Origin of the sequence: uncultured Ferrovibrio sp., assembly GCF_937960835.1 — a bacterium.
In the GTDB taxonomy this organism is placed as follows: Bacteria; Pseudomonadota; Alphaproteobacteria; order Ferrovibrionales; family Ferrovibrionaceae; genus Ferrovibrio.
The window spans coordinates 97203-120506 of sequence record NZ_CALGPC010000015.1; the positions used below are offsets into that span (position 1 = coordinate 97203).

Consider the following 23304-nt stretch of genomic DNA (forward strand, 5'->3'; position numbering starts at 1 on the left):
CCGTTCGCGCCCCTTGGCGCTTAAAAAATGGAGTTCCAGGTCCGACTGAACCAGGATTTGTTCTCCTCGGCCTTGGCCGTCGGCACTTCCTGACCAGTCACCAGCGTATAGGTGTCGACGTACCACTCGCTGCCCGGATAGTTGTAGCCGAGCACGGCAGCGACATTCTGGGCCTCCTCAAGCACGCCAAGCGCCATGTAGGCCTCGGCCAGCCGATGCAAGGCTTCCGGGACATGCGTCGTCGTCTGGTAATTCTCAACCACATTCTTGAAGCGGTTGATGGCAGCGATGTACTGGCCCTGACGCAGGTAATAGCGGCCGATGGTCATTTCCTTGCCGGCAAGATGATCGCGGGTCAGGTCGATCTTCAAGCGGGCATCGCGGGCATATTCGCTGTTGGGATAACGCCGGACCACCTCTTCCAGGGCATTCATCGCCTGCTGCGTGATGCGCTGGTCGCGGCCCACATCGGTGATCTGCTCATAGTAGCAGAGCGCCATGAGATAGTAGGCGTAAGGCGCATCCTTGTTGCCTGGATGGAGCTGGATGAACCGCTCCAGGGCGCCAATGGCTTCAGCGTATTTATTGCGCTGATAGTAGGAGTAAGCGGCCATCAACTGGGCCTTGGTCGCCCATACCGAATAGGGATGCTGGCGCTCCACTTCATCGAAGCCATAGGCAGCCGCCTCCCATTCGCCCGCCGCGACCGCATCCATGGCGGTATTGTAGAGCTCTTCGACCGGACGCTCCACATACGGAGGGTCGTCATTGCTACTGCAGGCAGCAACGGCGACGGCCAGAATCAGGCCCATGGCGGCGCCACGCAGACGCGACAAACCTCGCGACGAATCCGTTCGATGAAGAAATGGCATGGTTGACTTCTGTCGCATGAGGACTGGCCAAAATCAAGCTGGCCGGGGTCCGTCCCGGGACATGACCCCGGGCAAAAAGCGTGTTCTAACAGTGCGATAGGACAATGTCCCATTATATGTTCATTTTACTGGTATTTTTACCTTTCGCTTCAACCTATACTTCTGAACGATTTTCGTCCTGGAGGAATTCGCCTATTAGAGGTACCAGCCTCCCGGGCTGGACGGTCATGGGATTTAGTTAATCCCGCATCACGAGTGGCAGTCGTCTGGCTACGGATCGGCTCGGTCGGAGGCTGAGCCGGTTAGGCGAACCAGATAGTGAGCTTTACCAAGAGGTGCCGCCGATGGGTAAAATCGCAACGCGCGTCGATGAATATGTAGGTGAGCGGATTCGCACCCGCCGCACAGAGCTCGGCCTGACCCAGGAAGAACTCGCCAATTCGCTGAAGATTTCTTATCAGCAAGTGCAAAAGTACGAGACTGGCGCCAATCGCGTCAGCGCCGGCCGACTCTTTGAAATCGCCCAGCGCTTACAAGTCGATATGGCGTTCTTTTTCGAGGGCTTGGAAACCAAGCTGGAAAGCAAGCCGCTCGAGCATGGTGGCAAGAATCGCTCAACCATCGAACTCGTCCGCAATTTCAGTGATATCGAAGATACGACCATCCGCTCCGCGGTGGCCGGCCTGATCAAGAGCATCGCCAGCCGCTACAAGGAAGAGGAAGAAGGCGCCGCCAGCGTGTCTGGCGACTAAGCCCGGAAGCCCAAAGGGCGCCGGCCACGACAGGTGGCTTCGCATTGAAAAAGCCCTGCAAGAATGCGGGGCTTCAATTTTTTCAGCAGTCCTGAACGCGAACTGATGCCGACGCTCGATCAGAGCGAGGCTTCGGCAACGGCGGGATGCAGGCGGGAGCCGACTTCGGCAGCCTGAACCGGACGGCTGGTCTCGCGGACCTTCTTGGCGTAGGTCGTCCAAGTATATGCACTCTGGTCGGCGAACAGCGTCTTGAGCAGCTTGTTGTTCAGCGCGTGGCCAGAACGACGCCCCTCATAGCGGCCGACAATCGGGCCGCCGGCCAGATAGAGATCCCCCAGCGCATCCAAAATCTTGTGACGCACGAATTCATCTTCGTAGCGCAGACCGTCGTCGTTGAGGATGCGGTCGTGGCCCAGCACGACGGCATTCTCCAGCGAACCGCCGCGGGCCAGCCCCATGGCGCGAAGCTGCTCGACTTCCTGCACGAAACCGAAGGTGCGCGCACGCGCGATATCGGCCTTGAAGCGTCCCGGCTCCAGCGAGAAGGCGGCGGCCTGGCGGCCGATGATCTTGTTGGTGAACTCGATCTCGAAATCGATGGTGAAGCCTTCGTCAGGCAGCAACGCCGCGCTGGCGGCGCCGTCACGGACCTCCACCGGCTTCAGCACCTTCAGATAACGGCGCGGCGCGACCTGCTCGATCAGGTCGGCGCATTCGATCAGGAATACGAACGGCGCCGAGGAACCGTCCATTACCGGCACTTCCGGGCCGTCGATATCGATCAGCACATTGTCCACACCCATACCGGCCAAAGCAGCCATCAGATGCTCCACAGTGCCGATGGACACGCCCTCGCCGGCTGCGACTGTCGTGCACATGCGAAGATCGGTTACCTGATCGAAGCGAGCATGAATCAGCGGCTGGCCCGGCAGGTCGACGCGCCGGAACACCACACCGGTATCCGGAGCCGCCGGGTTGAGGACCATATGGACCTTCGCGCCGCTATGCAGGCCGATACCGGAGCACTTGATCCGGTTCTTGAGCGTCTTCTGTGCAATCTTGCCAGCCATAAGCAGCGGAACTCCTGACGAATCGGCGAATCGGAACGGCCCGCCGAAAAGAAAACCGGGGATGGTTGTACCAACCACCCCCGGCAACAACAAATCACTCTATGTTACTAACTGTTACGCGTTTGCATCGCTTTAAGTCATTGCCCAGACAGGAGTTTTCCCCTCAATTGGCCTGCCGGCGAAGGAAGGCTGGAATGTCGAGGAGATCGTCCTGCGTACGGCTCGGCGCGGTGCGCTCGGCGACCGGCGAAAGGCCCAAATCGGCCTGGCGCGGCATCGCCTGAGGCTCGGCGGCAACCGTCGGAGCGGCAGGCGCCTGAGCGGCCGGAACCTGCGGCAGAACCGGGCGCGCGAGCTGGGGCTCGGCCTGACGCAGCGCCGGCTGCGGCTCGGACTCGCTCAGACGGGCACGGGCAACACCGGTAATGCGGTCGAAGAGGCTCACCTTCTTCCGCGGCTCGGCCGGGCGATTGACCATGTCCGCTTCCGCAAACGGATCGGGCTGGCGCAGCGCCTCAGGCGCGGGACGCGCCGGGATCGGCTGGGCCGGCGGCGGTACGAAATGAGCGGCAGTCGCCTGCTCGGCCGCAGCCGGAGCAGCGGCGACGAAGGGCCGGGCCTGGGGCTGCGGTTCGGCCGGCGCAGCAGCCGCGGCGGTCGCAGCCGCCTCAGCCGCCGCCTGGTAAGTCGTTACCGACTCTGGCAATTCGGCAGGAGCCGGCAGCTCAGCCGCTTCAGTCTGTTCCTGCATGGCCAGCGCGGTGGCTCCAGCCGTCATCGGCTGCTGCATCGGCTGGGCCGGCTGCATCGGCGTAGAGGCGGCAGGACGCGCCGCTCCGAAGCTGATCGGCTTCGCCTGCGGCGGCGTCACCAGGCGCAGCGACGGCGAGCTCTGCGGCTTCTGCTCAACCTGGGCAGCCGCATCGATACCGGTAGCCACCACCGACACGCGCATGCGGCCATCCATGTTCGGATCCAGCGTCGACCCGACGATGATGTTGGCGTCGGGGTCGACTTCCTCGCGGATGCGGTTGGCCGCCTCGTCTACCTCGAACAGGGTCAGGTCGGTACCACCGGTGATGTTGATCAGGACGCCGCGGGCGCCCTTCATCGAAATATCGTCCAGCAGCGGATTGGCGATGGCACGCTCGGCGGCCTCGATGGCGCGATGTTCGCCCTCGGCCTCGCCGGTGCCCATCATCGCCTTGCCCATCTCGCTCATCACCGAACGGACGTCGGCGAAGTCGAGGTTGATCAGGCCCGGCATGACCATCAGGTCAGTGATGCCGCGCACGCCCGACTGCAGAACGTTGTCGGCCATCTTGAAGGCGTCCGCGAAGGTCGTCTTCTCATTGGCCACCCGGAACAGATTCTGGTTCGGGATGATGATCAGGGTATCGACATACTGTTGCAGCTCACGGATGCCGGCCTCGGCCAGCTTCATGCGCTGGGTGCCCTCGAAGGAGAAGGGCTTGGTCACCACGCCGACGGTGAGAATGCCCATTTCCTTGGCCGTACGGGCAATCACCGGGGCAGCGCCGGTGCCGGTGCCACCACCCATGCCGGCCGCGACGAAGGCCATATGGCAGCCCTGCAGATGCTCGACGATCTGATCGATCGATTCTTCCGCCGCAGCCCGGCCAACATCCGGCTTGGCGCCGCACCCCAGACCCTGGGTCAGGGAAACGCCAAGCTGAATGCGCCGCTCGGTGAGCGACATGTTGATCGCCTGAGCATCGGTATTGGCCGCGACGAAATCGACGCCACCGAGCTGGGCATTGATCATGTTGTTGACTGCGTTACCGCCGGCGCCGCCGACGCCGAAGACGACGATGCGGGGCTTCAGTTCCCGCGTGGTCGGCATGCTGAGATTGATACCCATGTTCTCCTCCAGGGTTATCCGTTGCAATGACCAAAGTCGCGTCGCGATGCAAGCGACGTTGCAAAAACCGCGTGGATGCTGCGTGTTTTGATCATGGTCTTGGCCACACGGTCAAAAGTTGGTGCGCAACCAGCGCCCGATTCGTGAGAACGCACCACTCGGCGCGGGCTCCGGCTCGGGCAGGCGGATGGTACGTTCCGCTGCCTGCTGCTGCGCATAGCTCAAAAGACCGGCGCAGGCCGAGAAGGCCGGACCGCCGGTCGCCTCGGCCAGACCGCCCACGCGAATGGGACGGCCCAGGCGGACCTGCTTGTCGAGGATGCGGGCGGCGAGTTCGCGCACGCCCTGCAACTGGCTGGCGCCGCCGGTCAGCACGACACGGCGGCCGGCGAGCTTCTCGAAACCGGACTGGGTCAGGCGCTCGCGCACCTGTTCCAGGGTCTCTTCCACCCGCGGCTTGATGATCCCGGTGAGAATCGAGCGGGGCACCTGATGATGCGCATGCTCATCGGTCTCGCCCACCTGGGGTACGTCGATGGTCTCGTTGTCGTCCGACGGGCTCGGCAGCACGGTGCCATAGAGGGTCTTGAGCCGTTCGGCATGGGCCAGCGGCGTCGACAGGCCGCGGGCGATGTCGTTGGTGATATGGCTGCCCCCCAGCGGCACCATATCCACATGAACCAGCTGGCCGTCATAGAAGACCGCCAGGCTCGTGGTGCCGCCGCCCATGTCGATCAGGGTGACGCCGAGGTCCATCTCGTCTTCGACCAGGCAGGCGAGGCCGGACGCGAACGGTGCGACGACTCGGCCGGCGATTCGCAGATGCCCGCGGGCAACGCAGGTGGCTAGGTTGCGCAATGGGCCGGAGCTGGCGGTGATCACATGCATGTTCACGCCCAGCCGCTCGCAAGCCATGCCGCGCGGATCCTTGATGCCGCGGGAGCCGTCAATGGTATAGCCCACCGGGATCGAATGAATGATCTCGCGGTCGCTGGGATGCTCGTGACGACGCCCATGATCGAGCACCAGGGCCACATCATGGTCGGTTACTTCATGGCCGTCGATGGCGACTTCGACGCCCACCGTGTGCGACTGCGGGGCACCGGTATTGACGCTGATGAAGACGTCTCGAATCGTCTCGCCGCACATCCGTTCGGCGGTTTCGACGGCGGCGCGGATCGACTGCTCGGCGGCATCCATGTCGATGACGTTGCCGTTGCGCAACCCGCGCGACAATTGATGGCCAATTCCGATCACCCGCAGTGTTCCGCCATCGGCGCGCGCGATGAAGCAGCACACCTTGGACGAACCCACATCCAGCGTGGCGATCAATCCGTTGCGCGAAACCACCATTGCCTACTTCCCCTCGCCTTGACCGATGCTGGTCATGTTCTCTTTCCTGCAGTCTTTTTCGCCGGCGATGTCACCGGAACCGGATGTTCGGCTTCCGGGTTGAGCCGCACGATCAGACGGTCGTCCAATCGCAAATCCACAATCTCGATATCGCGCCGCAGCAGGCCATGGCTGCGCTCCAGGGCGATCAGCCGGGCCCAGGCCTGCTCGGGGTTCTCTTCCGGCAAGCGTGCGATGACGCCATTGTCGAATTCAATGTCCCAGCGCCGGTTGCGCACACGGATGGCGTTGACGACGCGGCGCGCCAGCATCGGATCAGTCTGCAGCATCTTGAGCAGATCATGCGCCTTGTCAGATGCACCGGCCCCGACCAGCAGCAGCAGATGCGCGAATTCCAGCCGATTACCCTCTTCCAGGACCTTGCCGTCCTGATCGATCAGATAATGACGGCCATCGATCTGCCAGCGCGCGAAGGGTTCGCGCTCAACGATCTCGATATGCAGCGTATCGGGCAACTGGCGCCAGACTGTCGCCTGCTTTACCCAGCCGATCGCCTCAACCTTGCGACGCAGAGCATCCAGATCGAGTGCCAGGATGGGATCGCCACGCTCGACATCCACCGCAGCGGTCAGAGCCTCCAGCGGGGTATTCACCCGGCCACGTAGATTGACTTCACCCACCCGCAGATCGGCCGTCGCCCCTGCCTCGCCCAGCAGATCTTGCGCCGCGATGCGGATTTCGGCCGGCAGATCGGTGCGGAACCAGACGTAGGCGCCGCTGCCCGCGATGCCAGCGAGCAACACCGCAACGGCTGCCCATTTTGCCCGCTTCCAGAACACCGAGCGCGGCTTACGGCGCGCCGGCGGCAGCGGACGGCAATAGCCCTTCGGCCGCTGCGGCGGCAGGCTTGGCGCGCAAGGCGCGCAGGGACGATCGTCAGGCAGCACGACTAGCGAGCGCATGAGGCATCCTCCACCATCCACCGCACCAGTTCACCGAAGCTAATGCCGCAATGGGCAGCGATCTCGGGCACCAGCGACAGCGGCGTCATGCCGGGCTGGGTATTGATTTCCAGCAGATAGAAGCGGCCCGGTTCGCCCGCCGTGTCGTCGTAGCGCCAGTCGGAACGCGTCACGCCGCGGCAGCCCAGCGCCTGGTGCGCCTTGAGTGCCTGCGCGCAGATCTCCTCGTAGACGTTCTTGTCGACCGGCGCTGGCATGAGATGAGTTGCCTTGCCGTCGGTGTATTTGGCTTCGTAATCGTAGAAGCGGCCGTGGGCACGAATCTCGATGGCACCCAGCACGCGGTCGCCCATCACCGCGACCTGGATTTCGCGACCAGGAATGTAGCGCTCGACTAGCACGTAGTCGCCGAACCGCCACGAGGCGTCGTCCTGCGGCTGATAATTGTCGCCCTCGAAGACAATATGGACACCAACCGAAGAGCCTTCGTTGAGCGGCTTGATCACATAGGGATGCGGCAGGACGGGACTTTTGCCGAAAGCGCTGCGATGGACAACCTTGCCTTCCGCCATCGGCAGGCCATGGGCACGCCAGATGTCCTTGGCCATAGGCTTGTTCATCGCCAGCGCCGAAGCCAGCACGCCGGAATGCGTATAGGGAATGCCGAGGATTTCCAGCAGGCCCTGCACAGTGCCGTCCTCACCATAAGGCCCATGCAGCGCGTTGAAGGCGACGTCGGGCTTGATTTTCGCCAGCTGCTCGGCCAGGTCCCGGCCGACATCAATCTCCGTGACCGAGAAACCTTCCTCCCGCAGCGCCTTGGCGCAGGCGCGGCCGGAGGTGAGCGAAACCTCGCGTTCCGACGACCAGCCGCCCATCAGGACTGCAACATGCTGCTTAGCCATGTGCAGTCTCCTTCGTCAGACCGATGCGCTTGATCTCCCAGCGCAACTCGATTCCGCTTTGCGCCTTCACGCGTTCACGCACCGTCTCGCCCAGCCGCTCAAGGTCTTCGGCGGTGGCGTTGCCGCGATTGATCAGGAAATTGCAGTGCTGCTCGGAAACCTGTGCATCGCCGACGACCAGACCACGGCAACCAGCGGCGTCGATCAACTGCCAGGCCTTGAGGCCTTCCGGATTGGCGAAGGTGGAACCGCCGGTACGGCTGCGGATAGGCTGCGAACCTTCACGCGCGGCCTGGATTTCGTCCATGCGCGCCTTGATCGCGGCCGGATCGCCCAGCACGCCCTTCAGCCGCGCGCCGATGAAGATCCAGTTTTCCGGCACGCCGCAATGGCGATAGCCGAATTTCATCTCATCCGGCGTCAGCCGGTGCAGATTGCCCTGCGGGTCGACGGCTTCGGCCCAAACCAGGACATCCTTGAACTCAGTACCATAGGCACCCGCATTCATGCGCAGCCCCCCGCCGATGGTGCCGGGGATACCACGCAGGAATTCCAGGCCCGCGATACCCGCCTGCAGTGCCACGGTGGCCACATTGACATCCAGCGCGCCGGCGCCGGCTTCAACCTCCGTGCCATCGGCAGAGATTGCCGCAAATTCACGGCCCAGGCGCAGCACCACGCCCGGCACGCCGCCATCGCGCACCAAGGTATTCGAGCCCACACCAAGCGGCGTGACAGCAACATCGGCGGGCTTCGCCTTCAGGAAAGCGATCAGATCATCGCGGTCGGCAGGACGGAACATCACCTCGGCCGGACCGCCAACGCGGAACCAGGTGATATCGGCCAGCGGCGCCGCAGCCGTCAGCCGCCCGCGTACCTGCGGCAGGCGGGCGATCAGATCGTTTTGGCGAAGCTGGACGGCCGCCATCATGCCGCCCCCTTGCCGAGCAAGCCTTGCAACTCGCCAGGCAGCGCATTCGCCCAGGTGGTAATGCTGCCGGCGCCGAGGCAAACGACGAGATCGCCAGGCGCTGCTTCCGCCTTGATCATGCCCGCCAACTGCTCCGGCGCCGGCAAAGCCAGTACATGGCGGTGGCCGCGGGTCCGCAAGCCTTCCACCAGAGCATCGCGATTAACGCCCTCGATCGGCGTTTCGCCGGCCGCGTAGACATCGGCGACGATCACCGTATCGGCGTCATTGAAGCAGGAGCAGAAATCCTCGAAGAGGTCGCGCAGGCGGGTGTAGCGATGCGGCTGGACGACCGCGATCACCTTCGCGTCCGGTTTGCTGCCAATCGCCAGCCGCGCGGCAGCCAGCACGGCGGAAATCTCCACCGGGTGATGGCCGTAATCATCAACAACCGTGATGCCATTGGCTTCGCCGGTGATGGTGAAACGGCGCTTCACGCCTTTGAAGCCTCCCAGGGCCCGGCGGACCACATCGGCATCAAAGCCCATCTCGCGGGCAATCGCCGCGACCACCAGAGAATTCTGCACATTGTGGCGGCCGAACATCGGCAGATGCACACCGGTGATCGTGTCGCTTTCGCCGCGCACGCGATCCGTGATCTGGATATCGTAATGAGCGCCGCGATTGTCGAATTCGACGTTGACGGCACGAACGTCGGCCTGCGGCGAGAAACCATAGGTGATGATGCGGCGGTCCGTGATCCGGCCGATCATCGCCTGTACTTCCGGGTGATCGATGCAGAGTGTGGCAAAGCCGTAGAACGGAATATTCTCGACGAACTGTTTGAAACCTTCGCGCACACGGTCGAAGCTGCCGTAATGGTCCAAGTGTTCCGGATCGATATTCGTCACCACGGCAATGGTGGCCGGCAGTTTCAGGAAAGTGCCGTCGCTTTCATCTGCCTCGACCACCATCCATTCGCCGGCGCCCAGTCGCGCATTGGTGCCATAGGCATTGATGATGCCGCCATTGATCACGGTCGGATCGACGCCGGCTGCTTCCAGCAAAGCGGCAACCAGCGAGGTCGTCGTCGTCTTGCCATGGGTGCCGGCGATGGCAATGGCCCATTTTAGGCGCATCAACTCACCCAGCATTTCGGCACGCCGCACCACCGGGATCAACCGCGCGCGGGCCGCCTTCACTTCCGGATTGTCGGCCTTCACTGCCGAGGAAATCACCAGCACTTCGGCGTCGGCGACATTCTCTTCGCGATGGCCTTCGAACACCTTGATGCCGAGATCGCGCAGGCGCTTGACATTGTAGTTGGCCGAGAGATCAGAGCCCTGCACCTGATAGCCGAGGTTGTGCATGACCTCGGCGATGCCCGACATGCCGATGCCGCCGATGCCGACGAAATGAATGATCCCGATATCGAGCGGCAAAGCTCTCATGCCGCAGTCCTTTTCATACTGTTATTCTGAGATGCCGATTGCACGGCGGTTTTTTCGCCTGTCCGATGCTCGGCGACGAGTTTTTCTACCAAGTCAGCGAGCGCCTGTGCGGCCAGGGGGCGTCCTACGCTGCGCGCCGCCGACGCCATGGCAGCCAGCTGCTCGGGGTCACTCAGCAGATCCTCGAAGGCCTGCGCCGCACGCTCGGCCGTGAACTTGTCCTGCGCGATCACCTCCGCGGCGCCGGCTTGCGCCAGGGCCTGGGCATTGAAGGTCTGATGATCGTCGGTGGCATAGGCATAAGGCACCAGCAGCGATGGCCGGCCGATCACCGCGATTTCCGCCGTGCTGGAGGCTCCAGAGCGACTGACGATCAGATGCGCCGCAGCCATGCGTTCCGCGACATCGCTAAAGAAGCCGGCCGTATCCGCCGCGATACCAGCCTGGGCATAGGCGTTGCGCACGCGGTCGAGATCTTCCGGGCGGCATTGCTGCTGCACGCGGATGCGGCGCTTCAGCTCCGCCGGCAACCGCGCCAGTGCCGCAGGAACGACATCCGACAGTACGCGAGCCCCCTGGCTACCGCCAATTACCAGAATGCGGAGGTTGGTCTGCGGCATGGCGTAAGGCACATCTGCCGCGGCCAGAATGGCCGGACGCACCGGATTGCCGGTGACAGTGGCCGCAACAGCGGCAGGCAGGAAGCGCGTCGCCGGGAAAGAGGTTGCGATGCGGCTGGCGCCTTTGGCGACCAGACGGTTGACGCGACCGAGCACCGCATTCTGCTCATGAATCAGGATCGGTACGCGTTTGATCCGCGCTGCCAGCAGCAACGGCAGCGCCGGATAGCCGCCGAAGCCGACCACCACAGCGGGCTTGGTCAGGCCCAGCAAAGCCAGCGCAGCGACCATGCCGCGGCCGATCTCGAAAGCGGCGAGCAACTTGCCGCCGAGCGATTTGCCGCTCGGCGTGCCAGACGGAATACGATAGAGCGGCAGTTCCGGCAGGTTTTGTCCGAAGCCCTTGCCGCGCGTATCGGTCACCAGACCGACACGATAGCCGCGGCGCAGCAATTCGGCCGCCAATGCTTCCGCCGGGAAGACATGTCCGCCGGTACCACCGGCTGCGAGAAGGATCGGATTTTCCGCCGCCCCGCTCATCGCACCACTCCGTTTTCAGGACGCCAGCGGGTCAGCGCCAGCAGCATGCCCATCGCGAAAGCCAGGGCCAGCAAGGACGAACCGCCATAAGAAATGAACGGCAAGGTCATGCCTTTTGTGGGCAGCAGATGCAGGTTCACGCCGATATTCACCACCGCCTGCAGACCAAACTGCGTGGTCAAACCGGCCGCAGCGAGCAGGACGAAGAGGTTGTTCTCCGTCATCAGGCGTGAGAAGCAGCGCAGCACGATGAAGGCGAAGACACCGACGATGAACAGGCAGGCCAGCAGGCCGAATTCCTCGCCCGCGACCGCGAAGATGAAGTCGGTGTGCGCATCGGGCAGTACGTTCTTTACGGCGCCATCGCCGGGCCCGCGTCCCCAGATGCCGCCCGAGGCGAAAGCCTCCATGGCGCGCTCGATCTGGTAATTCTCCTTGTTCGCCGGATCGAGGAACTTGTCGATGCGGCTGGCCACATGCGGGAAGATCAGATAGGCACCGAAAATGCCAGCCAGGCCCAGCGCGCCCAAGGCCAGCACGAGCACGATGGGCAGACCGGCGATGAAGAACTGTGCCAGCCACACCACCGATACGACGGCCGCCATGCCGACATCGGGTTGCAGCAGCAGCAGTCCGACCACCATCGCGCAGAGGCCTGTCGAAATAGCCCAACCCGGGAAGCCCGTGCCTTTGCGCCATTCGGCAAACAGCCAGGCCGACACCACCGCAAATGCTGGCTTGACGAATTCGGACGGCTGAACTGACAGGCCACCGAAGGAAATCCAGCGATGCGCGCCTTTCACTTCCATGCCGACGAAGAAAGTCAGGCAGACGCCGGCCATCGCGCCGAGGAAAGTGATGGCAGCAACGCGGCGGATGCCGACCGGATCGAGCAGCGAGGTGCCGATCATGATCAGCAAGGCCGGCACGAGGAAAACAATCTGGCGCTGCACGAAATGGAAGCTGGCCAGACCGATGCGATTGGCGACTGCTGGCGACGCGGCCAGCGTCAGCACGGTGCCGATGGCGATCAGCACGGCGATGGCAACCAGCAGCCAGCGGTCGACAGTCCACCACCAGCGGCCTAGAACGGAATTATCGGTGCGCGAAAACGTGATCATGCCGCAACCTCCGCCTGCCCACGCTCGGCCACCAGACGGATGAATTCATCGCCGCGATGCTCGAAGCTCTTGAACTGATCGAAAGACGCGCAAGCGGGCGACAGCAGAATGACGCCATCCTGTCCTCCATCCCGCTTCGCCGCCGCGACGGCGTCATCCAAGGCCTTGTCGAGGGTGCCGCAAATCGCGTGCGGCACGCTTGCGCCCAGAGTGTTGGCAAACGCATTCGCCGCCTCGCCGATCAGGCTGGCATGGCGGATGCGCGAGAAGAAGGGGCGCAGGCTTTCGATACCGTCGCTCTTCGGCTTGCCGCCAGCGATCCAGTAGATCGTCTCGAAAGACGCCAGGGCCTTCGCAGTCGAATCCGCGTTGGTAGCCTTCGAGTCATTGATGCAGGGAATGCCGTCGATGACGCCCACCCGCTGCAGGCGATGCTTCAGGCCGGGGAAGCTGGCTATGCCGGTGCGGATGACATCGGCATCCAGGCCGGCCGCGCGGGCCGCGGCATAGGCGGCAGCGACATTCTGGCCGTTATGGGCGCCCGGCAATGCGGGGAAATCAAGCGCGAAGACGAGCTTGCCATTCTCATAAAGCTGGCCGCCGACCGCGCTGACGCCATCCTCCAGGATCGTCTCGATCGAGATCGGCACGATGCGGCGGCCGCTCGCCTCAACAACCAGCTGCGCATGGATGGCACGGCAATACTCATCGTCGATACCAATGATGGCGGTATCTCCCGCACCCTGCCCGGCGAAAATCCGTGCCTTAATGGCTGCGTAATTTTCCAGGCTGCCGTGCCGGTCGAGATGATCCGGCGTGATGTTCAGCAATACGGCGATACGCGCATGCCAGCCCGGCGTCAGGTCGATCTGATACGACGACATCTCCAGCACATATACGCCGCCATCATTTTCGAAGCGCGGCAGATCCAGCACCGGCGTGCCGATATTGCCGCCAAGCGCGACAGTGCGCCTGGCTTGCGTTAAAACATGCGCCAGCAGAGCGGTGGTAGTGGATTTGCCATTGGTGCCGGTCACGCCATAGACAACGGGACGGAGCTCGCGCAGCAGCAATTCGATATCGCCGACCACCGGAACGCTGACGCGGGCAGCAGCAGCCACCACGTCATGCGGCACCGGATGGGTGAGCGGCACGCCCGGCGCCAGGGACAGCCCGGCGCAGCCGCTCAAGGACGCATCGTATAGCGGCATCGTGGTCAGACCAGCCGCTTCAGCCGCCATGCGTGCGGCTTCATTGTCATCCCATAGACGTACCTGCGCGCCGCCGGCGACAAGCGCCCGCGCCGTGGCCAGCCCGCTGCGCGCGAGGCCGAACACTGCCCAGGTCTGTCCGCCGGTATGGGTAAGAGCGATCATTCCGGTCTCACCGCAGCTTCAAAGTTGAGAGGCCGGCCAAGGCCAGAATCACCGCCACGATCCAGAAGCGGATCACGATGGTGGGCTCCTTCCAGCCCTTCTTCTCGTAATGGTGATGCAGCGGCGCCATGCGGAAGACCCGTTTGCCGGTCAGCTTGAACGACGCCACCTGGACCATCACCGAAACAGTCTCCAGCACGAACAGGCCGCCGATGATCGCCAGCACCAGTTCGTGCTTCACGATCACGCTGATCGTGCCGAGCGCGCCACCCAGGCTGAGCGAGCCGGTATCGCCCATGAACACCATCGCCGGCGGCGCGTTGAACCACAGAAAGCCGATGCCCGCGCCGAGCAGCGCGCCGCAGAAAACCACCAGTTCGCCCGAACCCGCGACGTAATGAATCTGCAGGTAATTGGCGAAGACTGTATTGCCGACCAGATAGGTGATCAGACCAAAGCTGGCGCCGGCAATCATCACCGGGACAATGGCCAGACCATCCAGACCATCGGTCAGATTCACCGCATTCGATGCGCCGATCATCACGAAAACGGCGAAGGGCAGCATGAACCAGCCGAGATCGAACAGCACGTCCTTGAAGAAGGGAACCGCAAGGCTTGTGTTCAGCGGCGGCGCTGCAATCGAATTGATCCACACCGCAGCGATGCCGGCGATCACGATCTGCAGCGCCAGCTTCAGCTTGCCCGGCACCCCCTTTGGATTCTGCTTCGTGACCTTGAGATAATCGTCATAAAAGCCGATTAGGCCGAAGCCGAAGGTCACCAGCAGCACGGTCCAGACATAACGGTTGGTCAGATCGGCCCAAAGCAGCGTGCCGACGCCGATGCCGATGAGGATCAGGAAGCCGCCCATCGTCGGCGTGCCGCGCTTGGTCAGCAGATGGCTTTCGGGGCCATCATCGCGGATCGGCTGCCCCTTGCCCTGCTTGGCGCGCAGCCAGTTGATCAGCGGCTCGCCGATCCAGAATGCCAGCACCATCGCCGTCAGGATGGCGCCGCCAGTCCGGAACGTCAGATACCGGAACAGATTGAAGGCCTGAAATTCGTCGGCCAGCGGATAGAGCAGGTGATACAGCATCGTCTTCGGTCTTTTCCTTGATCACCATCCGTTGGCGGCGCGCGGCTGCGGCGGCGCAGTCAGCAGATCTTCGACAATCTTTCCCATCCGGCTGCCAAGCGAACCCTTCACCAGCAGCACGTCACCGCTGCGAATCGCGCGGCGCAGCGGCTGAATCAGTTCAATGGAGTTCGGCGCGTGATGGCCGCGCTTTTGCGCCGGCAGCGCCTCGTAGAGGCCGCGCATCAGCGGGCCGCATGCGAAAACCAGATCGATGCCTTCGCGCACCAGATCTTCGGCCAGGCCGTTATGAGCCGCCTGCTCATCGGGGCCGAGTTCCAGCATGTCGCCAAGCACCGCGATCCGGCGCCCGCGCGGGGTCGAGGGCTTGGCCATCGCCAGCACGGAGAAGGCCGCGCGCATGCTGGGCGGGCTGGCATTGTAGCTGTCGTCGATCACATCGATGCTGCCGCCATCACGCCATTCAACAGTATGCCGCTCGCCACGGCCCTTCGGCGCGGTGATGCGGGCCAGAGCAAGACCCGCTTCGGCCAAATCGCCGCCGGCGCGCTGCACCGCCGCGAGAACGGCCAGCGCGTTCAGCACCCAATGCCGACCCGGCGCGCCAATCTTGAAGGTCAGAGGATGACCGAGGATTTCTGCCGCAACGCAGGAGCAGGCGCTGTGCGGCGCGTATTTCACCAGCCGCGCCTGTGCCTCGGGATGCTCGCCAAAGCCGATTATTTCGGCAGCGCCGGCCGCGCGCGCTGCTGCCGCCACCCGCTCGAAATGTGGATTGTCGCGATTGAGAATGGCAGTGCCGCCCGGCTCGAAACCGGCGAAGATCTCCGCCTTGGCATCGGCGATCCCGTCGATGCTTTTGAAATTCTCCAAATGCACCGCTTCGATTGCGGTGATGACGCCGATATGCGGCCGTGCCAGTTTGGACAGCGGCTCGATCTCGCCCGGATGATTCATCCCCATCTCGATCACGGCGAAACGGCTGTCCACCGGCATGCGGGCCAAGGTCAACGGCACGCCCCAGTGATTGTTGAGATTGCCGGTCGTGGCATGCGTCGCGCCCTGCTCGGACAGCACATGACGCAGCATTTCCTTGGTCGAAGTCTTGCCGACGCTGCCGGTCACGGCGATCACCTTCGCGCCGCAACGCTGCCGCGCCGCCGCCGCCAGATCATAAAGCGCCTGAAACGTGTCTTTGACGATCAGAAGATTGGCGCCCGGAGGCAGGGTTTCCGGCACGCGATCGACCATCGCCGCCGCTGCACCCTTGGCCAGCGCGTCGGCCACGAAGACATGGCCGTCGAAATTCGGGCCCCGCAGAGCAACAAAGAGATCGCCAAAGGCGACGCTGCGACTATCGATGGAAACGCCCGAGGCGGTCCAGAAACCATCGCTCGTGCCCTGCGTGGCATGAGCGGCTTCGGCGGAGGTCCAGAGAGCGAAAGCTTCCATTAATATTTACCTCCGTATGGTGCAATGCCCGAACCAGAACCCGCGTCCACCGCGGACACAGCTTCGCGCGCAACCAACACATCGTCGAAGGGGCGTACTTCCTTGCCCACGATCTGGCCCTGCTCATGGCCCTTGCCGGCGATCAGCAGCAGATCGCCCGGTTGCAGCGCCGCTACGGCGGCGAAAATCGCAGCACGGCGATCGCCGATCTCGATGCCATCCGGGCAGGCAGCCTTGATCGCGGCGCGGATCGATGCCGCATTTTCGCTGCGCGGATTGTCGTCGGTGATATAGACGCCATCGGCAAGCTTCGCGGCAATGGCGCCCATCAGCGGGCGCTTGCCGCGATCGCGGTCGCCGCCGCAGCCGAAGACCACCAGCAGGCGCTGCGTGGTATGCGGACGCGCCGCCTTCAACACTGTTTCCAGCGCATCTGGCGTATGAGCGTAATCGACGAAGACCGAAGCGCCGTTGCGGAACTGCGCCGCCTTCTGCATGCGGCCGGGCACACCTTCCAACGTGGCCAGCGTCTCCCAGGCTGCCGCGGGATGCGCACCTACAGCGCAAACGAGGCCGAGCGCCGCCAGTACGTTGCCGGCCTGAAACCCGCCCAGCAGCGGCAGATCGGCATCGCGCCGAACGCCGAAAACTTCCGCTTCGATCTGCAGGCCGCCGGAATGCGGCACGGCCGACAGCAGCTTCAGCTCATTCCCCAGCATGCCGTAGCGAAGCAGACGCTGACCGCGCCGGCGGCAAATGTCCTCGACCTTTGCGCCGAGCGCGCTGTCCATGTTGATCACCGCCGTTCCATCGGCCGGCAGCAAGTCTTCAAACAGACGCAGCTTGGCAGCGAAATACGCCTCGACCGTCGGATGGTAATCCATGTGGTCGCGCGTCAGGTTGGTGAAAGCAGCAGCCTTGATCTTCACGCCGTCGAGGCGGAACTGATCCAGCCCATGGCTGGACGCTTCCAGCGCCAGATGCTCGATCCCGGCCTGCTTGGCGGCGGCCAGCAGTTCATGCAGCCGCACCGGATCGGGCGTGGTATGCGCCACGCTATCGGCAAGGCCCGTGCCGCGCAGCCCCAAGGTGCCCAGGCTGGCGCTGGCAATGCCAAGCTTCGCCCAGATCTGCGCGACGAAATTCGCAACCGAGGTCTTGCCGTTGGTGCCGGTCACGGCAACGACATTCTCCGGCTGCGCGGCAAAGAAGGCCGCCGCCATCAGCGCCAGCCGCCGCCGCGGATTAGGGTCGGTCAGGAAGGCAACCTGATCGGCATAGGCTGGATCGACGCGGTCGCTGAGCACCGCAACCGCGCCCTTGGCGCGCGCATCGGGGATGAAGCGATGGCCGTCGGCCTGCGTGCCCTTCAGTGCTGCAAACACATAGCCCGGCTGCACGGCGCGGCTGTCGGCGGTCAGTCCGGCGACGTCCAGCGACGCAATGCGCGGGTCAAGTTGCATATCCTGGCACAGCTCACTGAGACGCAAGTTTCTTCTCCTGCGTCTGGACATAAGGGACATACATGGCCTGCCGGATGGCCGGCGAATTCTCGTCCACCGGCGGCACACCCAGCAGCGGCGCGATGCGGCTGATGATGCGGCCAGCCGCGGGCGCAGCGGTCCAGCCGGCGGTGGCAAAACCGAAAGTGCTCTTGTTGCCCTTCGGCTCGTCGATCATGACCTGCACGATGTAGCGCGGGTTATGCATCGGGAAACCGGCAACGAAAGTGTTGAAGTTGGCCTTGCGGTTATAACCGCCGCGGTCGTTGACCTTTTCCGACGAACCGGTCTTGCCACCCACCAGATAGCCGTCGACACCGGCCTTCTTGCCGGTGCCGTCTTCCACCACCAGCAGCATCAGCTTGCGCATGATGTCGCTGACTTCGCGGCGGATCACCTGCCTGCCCGGTGCTGGAAGACCCGGCGGCCGCTTGATCAGCGTCGGAGGATGCAGCACACCACCATTGATGATCGCCGCCGTCGCTGTAGCCAGTTGCAGCGGCGTGACCGACAGGCCGTGACCGAAAGAGATGGTCATGGTCTCGACCGTCTTCCAGTTGCGCGGCACCAGCGGCGCGCCGACTTCCGGCAGCTCGATGGTCGGCTTGGTCAGCATGCCCATGCGCATCATGAATTCGCGCTGGCGTTCCGGCCCGACATCGACGGCCATCTTGGCCGAGCCGATATTGGAGGAATACATAAAGATCTCCGGCACGCTCAGCCATCGGTTCTTCGGATGATCGTCACGGATGCGGAAACGCGAGATCTGGATCGGATGGCTGGCATCGTAGCCGCTACTTAGCTTCACAGTGCCATAATCCAGCGCCATGGCCGTATTCAGCGTCTTCATGGTCGAGCCCATTTCGTAGACGCCGAGGGTGATACGGTTGAACAGCGATTCCTTCGTTGCCGTACCCGGCGCCGCCGGGTCGAAATCAGGCAGGCTGACCAGCGACAATACCTCGCCGGTATGGATATCCAGAACGATGCCACCGCCGCCGATCGCGTTGAAAAATTCGACCGCCTTGGCGATCTCGTCACGCACGATATGCTGTACGCGGATATCGATGCTCAGCTCGAGCGGATCGCCGGTGCGCGACGGATCGCGCAACTGCTCATCGAAATACTGCTCGATACCCGAGATGCCCTTGCCGTCAATATCGGTATAGCCCAGCACATGCACCGCAAGCGGGCCCTGCGGATAGACACGGCGCTGCTCGGAATGGAAGTACAGGCCGGGAATGCCCAGCCGATTGACCTCATATTGCTCGCGTGGGGTCAGGCCACGCTTGAGCCAGACGAAGCTTTTTTCAGAATTGAGCTTGGCCTGGATCTCGCCGGCGGAAAGCTCAGGCAGCACCTGCGCCAGCTGCGTCGCCGCATGCTGCGCATTCAGTACTTTGCGCGGGTCGGCATAGAGCGAAGCGATCTTCAGATTGGTCGCCAGAATATTACCGTTGCGGTCGACGATCGGCTGGCGCTCCATCAGCGACGTCTTCGCCACCAGTTCAGAATCGATACCGCGTGCGATCACCGGCTCGGTTGCGCCGCGCAGAACGGTCAACTCCACCAGCCGTCCGGCGACCAAGAGGAAGGCCAGCGAAAAAAGTCCGATGCCGATGACAAGTCGGCCGCGGCTGACTTCCAGCGCCTGCTTGGCCGCGCCTTCCAGACGGACCATGGTCGGAGCGCCTGGAATATCGGCCGGAGTGCAAGGCGGTTTGGGCTTGGGTTGACGACGGAAAAGCGCCATTACTGTGCCCTCCCCGCGCCACCCGTACGCTGCATGGCGCCAAGCACTGCCGCCACTTCGTCGTCAAAGCTGGCAACCGGCGCAGCCGCGGGCCGAGCCGGCTTGGCAGCAACCGGAACCGGCGTGATGCCAGGATTGCGCGGCGCGGGCACGGCGGCCAAGGCCGGCGGCACGGCTGGCGCAGCAGCCATCGGCGGCAGAGCCGGCTGCGGCGCCGGCGAGGCACCCGGCTGTTCCTGGCCGCGATCCTGGCGCCAGGGCAGCGCTTCAATGGCGACGATGTCCTTTGCGGCGGCGGGACGCATCTCCAGCAGGCGTTCGGCTTTGCCCTGCAGATATTCCGGCCGCGTCAGATAGCTCCATTCCGCCTGCAGCACGCCAATCGTCTCGCGCTCCTGACCCAGCGCGCGGTTCAGCTCTATCAGTTCATCCTTCAGACGCTGCACTTCGTAAGACAGCTGGTACAGGCCGAAAGACACCACCGCCAGCAGCAGCAAAGCAAAGACAGAGAGGCCGCGGCTCATGCTGCCTCCCTCAGATCGTCATCCGGCCAGGCTGGCGCGGCAGTGCGCCTGGCCGCCCGCAGCTTAGCCGAGCGAGCCCGTGGATTGGCGGCGATTTCAGCTTCGCTCGGCGCCACCGCGCCTTTATGCAGCAGCATGAAGGACGGCGCGCGCTCGGTACCGGCGGCGGTCGGCAGATGGCGTGACGTGCCGCTTTGCTTGCCGCTGCGGCGATCCAGGAACCGCTTCACCACCCGGTCTTCCAGCGAGTGGAAAGACACGACGGCAAGCCGCCCCTCCGGCTTCAGCAGTTTTTCCGCAGCCGCCAGGCCGCGCTTCAATTCCCCCAATTCGTCGTTCACGACGATGCGTAAGGCCTGAAAGGTCCGCGTCGCCGGATGCACGCCCGGCGTGCTGCGGACGACGCGTGCGACGATCTCGGCCAGTTCGCGGGTGCGGGCAATCGGCTTTTCGGCGCGCGCTGCGACAATCGCACGGGCCACGGCCCGGGCGCGTCGCTCTTCGCCATAGAGATAAATGATGTCCGCAAGTTCAGCTTCGCTGCGGCCGTTCACGATATCGGCAGCGGTTTCACCCGCCCCGCCCATGCGCATATCTAGCGGGCCGTCCTGCATGAAGGAAAAGCCGCGCTCAGCCTGATCGAGCTGCATCGAAGACACGCCGATATCGAGCGCGACACCATCCACCCCCGTGACGCCGATGCCGGCCAGCAGTTCGACCATCTCGCCGAAACGGCCTTCGACCAGACGGAAACGTCCTGGATAAGCGGCCGCGACTTTGCTCGCATGGACCTGAACGGTCGGGTCGCGATCGATGCCGATGACCTGGCATTCCGCGGCATCGAGCAATGCCATACTGTAACCCCCGGCCCCGAAGGTGCCGTCGACAAATACTTCTCCGGCGCGCGGATTCAGCGCCGAGACCACTTCCGAACACAGAACCGACTGATGCGCCGTCCTTGCGGCATTTTCATGACGGATGCGATCCGCCGCGCTCACGACCGCCCCTCCCCGCGGAGATAGGCGGCGGCTTTGGCGCGCGCCTCTGCGGCGCGGGCCTCCCAAGCCTTCGGCTCCCAGATCTGGAAGCTGTTGCGGCGGCCGACGAAGACGGCTTCGCCCGGCGCAGACAGGCCGGCATGTTCAAGGAACTGGGCACCAAGCTGCACCCGGCCTTCCTGATCCAAGCTGAGTTCGTTCAGGAAGGGCAGCAGGCCGTCGATCAGCATTTCTCGTTCGGGATGCAGATCGGGCAGTTCGTCGATCCGGCGATTGATGCCGTCGAGATAGTCCCGGCCGCCAGCAACCAGAGCCGGTGCCGAGATGTCGGGGCCCATGATCAGGCCGCCTTCCGCATTTTTCTTGGTCAGCAGGGCGCGATAGGGCGCCGGCACGGAAACCCGTCCCTTGGCGTCGATCCGGTTGCGAAAGGTTGAGAGGAAAAATTCCACCCAGCCGCCCCTATCTGTGCACATCCCCCACGCCCACTATGGGCGTTCAGCCTGGGATGAGATGGGATAGCATGGGGTATTATGGGCGTCAATGGAATTAAGCGGGTGTTAACCTCCGATTCCCTTCAATGATCTCCGCGACTTGCGGGATCACGAGTCCTATAATGTTCACCAAATATCCACATATGTTCTTTAACTCTGGGCTTGTGTCAAACCTGCTTGCGGACTACACCCTGTAACCATGGCAGGGTGCGAGGAACGTCATCGTCGAGCAGCAGAGCGACACAACCTAAAGGGGTGTACATACCCCCTGGCGCTCGGTCTTTTTGCAGTGCTGCTGTTCTGGGGGCTGCCGGCGCGGGCAATTGTCAATGAGTTCCTGCCGCGTGACGTGCCGTCGCTGAAGCGTTTTGCCATCGTCGCCAGCACCGCGAATAACCAGTGTCTGACCACCCAGCTCGTCAACAGCGACGTCCGTCGTGTCCGCGCCGCGGTCCTGCTGTCGCCCTGCGAGTTCAACATCGACAACCAGACCCAGGGCTTCTTCGTCAGCCGCCCTCTCCAGACCGGCAACCAGATCTTCTTTGCCGCCAACCCCGCCTATTGCCTGGCCATGGAGCCGCGCAGCCAGACACTGGTGGTTTCAGGATGTGCGCTGAACAGCGAGATGCTGGAGCAGCTGCCGCAGCTCTGGGATATCAAGTCCGGCGGCCTGTCCCTGACGGGCACCGACGGCAAGAAGTGGTGCCTCGATACCAAAGCCAAGGCAGGCTTCTCTCAGATCTTCGAGCCGACCTTCATCGAATGTCCGGAAATGATCCCCGATGCCTTCATCCTGCGGGTCAACCGGTAGCGGGCAGATAAACAACCGGCAGATCCATAACCGGCCGTCGCAGCCATGGTGCCGCGCTTCTGTGCTTTTTAAACTGCAAGCGCATGTTCTCCCTTCTTGAAATCACCATTCTCGCCATGGTCCTGGCGCCGCAATCCGGCGATTTCATTTGCCGCGAGCGCGAGGAACCGGGAGAGGTCTTCTGCAGCAACGGCCTGACCGTGACGGTCATTGCCGATGACAAGCTGCGCTTCAGCAATTTCGTCGATGTCCAGCGTGGCGCGGAGGGAGAATATCTGTTCAGCAACGGCATTCAGGCCATCCGCAGTGCCGCCGGTGGCGTGTGGTTCAGCAACGGCATCACCGTGCGCCGCCGCTCGTACAACACCTTTGATTTTTCCAACCAGATGACCTGCCAGGCGATATTGCCGGGCGCCGCCACCTGCCGGCGCGACCTCTATCCGAAATGAAGATGGACGTGAAAACGTGCCAGACGGCCTGTAAGCCGGGTTCTGTCCATCTACTTGCGTAGACTGGACGGCCATTCATCTGGGACGTCCGTCACCGGACGCCTCGCGCGACCGACCCGGATGGCGAGCCGAAAACCGCCCTGCAGACTTGCGCCTGCGGCCATCCCTATTTGGTCTTGCTCCCGGTGGGGTTTGCCGTGCCGCTTCCGTTACCGGACGCGCGGTGCGCTCTTACCGCACCCTTTCACCCTTACCGTATGACTTGCGTGATACGGCGGTCTGCTCTCTGTGGCACTGTCCCTGGGGTCGCCCCCGCCGGGCGTTACCCGGCACCGTGTTTCCGTGGAGCCCGGACTTTCCTCGTTTCTTGCCGGAAGGCAAAAAGCGCGGCCGTCCAGCCGTCTGGCA

General features: G+C 63.3%; 21 protein-coding genes and 1 other RNA gene. 3 read left to right on the forward strand and 19 right to left on the reverse strand.

Features of this window, described 5'->3' with window-relative positions:
* Positions 1–20 precede the first annotated feature (20 nt).
* Complete coding sequence (locus tag Q0603_RS14535) at positions 21–812, reverse strand: outer membrane protein assembly factor BamD (protein ID WP_298727453.1); 792 nt, start codon at positions 810–812, stop codon at positions 21–23.
* 404 nt (positions 813–1216) lie between these two features.
* Here Q0603_RS14535 and Q0603_RS14540 point away from each other — a divergent pair, with 404 nt between their 5' ends.
* The gene (locus Q0603_RS14540; RefSeq protein WP_298726907.1) at positions 1217–1624 is read left to right on the forward strand and encodes a helix-turn-helix transcriptional regulator; all 408 of its coding nucleotides are present in this window, start codon (positions 1217–1219) and stop codon (positions 1622–1624) included.
* 119 nt (positions 1625–1743) lie between these two features.
* Here the strand turns inward: Q0603_RS14540 and lpxC are convergent, their stop codons facing one another.
* From lpxC to Q0603_RS14625, 17 genes are all read right to left on the reverse strand, one after another.
* Positions 1744–2697, reverse strand: coding sequence for a UDP-3-O-acyl-N-acetylglucosamine deacetylase (gene lpxC, locus Q0603_RS14545; protein WP_298726909.1), 954 nt, complete (start codon positions 2695–2697; stop codon positions 1744–1746).
* 163 nt (positions 2698–2860) lie between these two features.
* Positions 2861–4579 (reverse strand): cell division protein FtsZ, encoded by a 1719-nt coding sequence (gene ftsZ / locus Q0603_RS14550; protein ID WP_298726911.1) that lies wholly within the window; start codon positions 4577–4579, stop codon positions 2861–2863.
* A 111-nt stretch (positions 4580–4690) separates the two neighbouring features.
* Positions 4691–5932, reverse strand: a complete 1242-nt coding sequence (ftsA, locus tag Q0603_RS14555; RefSeq protein WP_298726913.1) for a cell division protein FtsA — start codon at positions 5930–5932, stop codon at positions 4691–4693.
* A gap of 32 nt (positions 5933–5964) precedes the next feature.
* Positions 5965–6894, reverse strand: coding sequence for a cell division protein FtsQ/DivIB (locus Q0603_RS14560; protein WP_298726916.1), 930 nt, complete (start codon positions 6892–6894; stop codon positions 5965–5967).
* A complete protein-coding gene (locus Q0603_RS14565) occupies positions 6882–7799 on the reverse strand; it encodes a D-alanine--D-alanine ligase (RefSeq protein ID WP_298726918.1) in 918 nt (305 codons plus the stop codon). The genes Q0603_RS14560 and Q0603_RS14565 overlap by 13 nt, the downstream gene beginning before the upstream one ends.
* Complete coding sequence (gene murB, locus Q0603_RS14570; protein ID WP_298726920.1) at positions 7792–8730, reverse strand: UDP-N-acetylmuramate dehydrogenase; 939 nt, start codon at positions 8728–8730, stop codon at positions 7792–7794. The genes Q0603_RS14565 and murB overlap by 8 nt, the downstream gene beginning before the upstream one ends.
* The gene (gene murC / locus Q0603_RS14575) at positions 8727–10160 is read right to left on the reverse strand and encodes a UDP-N-acetylmuramate--L-alanine ligase (RefSeq protein WP_298726922.1); all 1434 of its coding nucleotides are present in this window, start codon (positions 10158–10160) and stop codon (positions 8727–8729) included. The genes murB and murC overlap by 4 nt, the downstream gene beginning before the upstream one ends.
* Positions 10157–11320, reverse strand: a complete 1164-nt coding sequence (murG, locus tag Q0603_RS14580; RefSeq protein WP_298726924.1) for an undecaprenyldiphospho-muramoylpentapeptide beta-N-acetylglucosaminyltransferase — start codon at positions 11318–11320, stop codon at positions 10157–10159. The genes murC and murG overlap by 4 nt, the downstream gene beginning before the upstream one ends.
* A complete protein-coding gene (gene ftsW / locus Q0603_RS14585; RefSeq protein WP_298726925.1) occupies positions 11317–12441 on the reverse strand; it encodes a putative lipid II flippase FtsW in 1125 nt (374 codons plus the stop codon). Before ftsW ends, murG begins: the two co-directional genes overlap by 4 nt.
* Positions 12438–13817 carry a UDP-N-acetylmuramoyl-L-alanine--D-glutamate ligase gene (gene murD, locus Q0603_RS14590; RefSeq protein ID WP_298726927.1) on the reverse strand — a complete coding sequence of 460 codons (1380 nt, stop codon included), beginning with the start codon at positions 13815–13817 and terminating at the stop codon, positions 12438–12440. The genes ftsW and murD overlap by 4 nt, the downstream gene beginning before the upstream one ends.
* 7 nt (positions 13818–13824) lie before the next feature.
* Positions 13825–14913 carry a phospho-N-acetylmuramoyl-pentapeptide-transferase gene (gene mraY, locus Q0603_RS14595; protein ID WP_298726929.1) on the reverse strand — a complete coding sequence of 363 codons (1089 nt, stop codon included), beginning with the start codon at positions 14911–14913 and terminating at the stop codon, positions 13825–13827.
* Positions 14914–14934: 21 nt separating this feature from the next.
* On the reverse strand, positions 14935–16365 hold the full coding sequence (locus Q0603_RS14600; RefSeq protein WP_298726931.1) for a UDP-N-acetylmuramoylalanyl-D-glutamyl-2,6-diaminopimelate--D-alanyl-D-alanine ligase: 1431 nt from the start codon (positions 16363–16365) through the stop codon (positions 14935–14937).
* Positions 16365–17828: a UDP-N-acetylmuramoyl-L-alanyl-D-glutamate--2,6-diaminopimelate ligase gene (locus Q0603_RS14605; protein ID WP_298726934.1), complete on the reverse strand. Its 1464-nt coding sequence runs from the start codon at positions 17826–17828 to the stop codon at positions 16365–16367. Before Q0603_RS14605 ends, Q0603_RS14600 begins: the two co-directional genes overlap by 1 nt.
* Before the next feature lie 13 nt (positions 17829–17841).
* Positions 17842–19548: a penicillin-binding protein 2 gene (locus tag Q0603_RS14610; protein ID WP_298726936.1), complete on the reverse strand. Its 1707-nt coding sequence runs from the start codon at positions 19546–19548 to the stop codon at positions 17842–17844.
* A gap of 71 nt (positions 19549–19619) precedes the next feature.
* A complete protein-coding gene (locus Q0603_RS14615; protein WP_298726938.1) occupies positions 19620–20144 on the reverse strand; it encodes a hypothetical protein in 525 nt (174 codons plus the stop codon).
* Positions 20141–21142 carry a 16S rRNA (cytosine(1402)-N(4))-methyltransferase RsmH gene (gene rsmH, locus Q0603_RS14620; protein WP_298726939.1) on the reverse strand — a complete coding sequence of 334 codons (1002 nt, stop codon included), beginning with the start codon at positions 21140–21142 and terminating at the stop codon, positions 20141–20143. Before rsmH ends, Q0603_RS14615 begins: the two co-directional genes overlap by 4 nt.
* On the reverse strand, positions 21139–21618 hold the full coding sequence (locus Q0603_RS14625) for an MraZ family transcriptional regulator (protein WP_298726941.1): 480 nt from the start codon (positions 21616–21618) through the stop codon (positions 21139–21141). Before Q0603_RS14625 ends, rsmH begins: the two co-directional genes overlap by 4 nt.
* Positions 21619–21925: 307 nt before the next feature.
* On the opposite strand from Q0603_RS14625, the gene Q0603_RS14630 reads away from it, so the two are divergent.
* Both Q0603_RS14630 and Q0603_RS14635 read left to right on the forward strand, forming a co-directional pair.
* Positions 21926–22447, forward strand: a complete 522-nt coding sequence (locus tag Q0603_RS14630; protein ID WP_298726943.1) for a hypothetical protein — start codon at positions 21926–21928, stop codon at positions 22445–22447.
* An 83-nt stretch (positions 22448–22530) separates the two neighbouring features.
* Positions 22531–22896, forward strand: a complete 366-nt coding sequence (locus tag Q0603_RS14635) for a hypothetical protein (protein ID WP_298726945.1) — start codon at positions 22531–22533, stop codon at positions 22894–22896.
* 15 nt (positions 22897–22911) lie between these two features.
* Here Q0603_RS14635 and rnpB read toward each other — a convergent pair.
* Positions 22912–23302: RNase P RNA component class A (gene rnpB, locus Q0603_RS14640), an RNA gene on the reverse strand.
* Positions 23303–23304 lie beyond the last annotated feature (2 nt).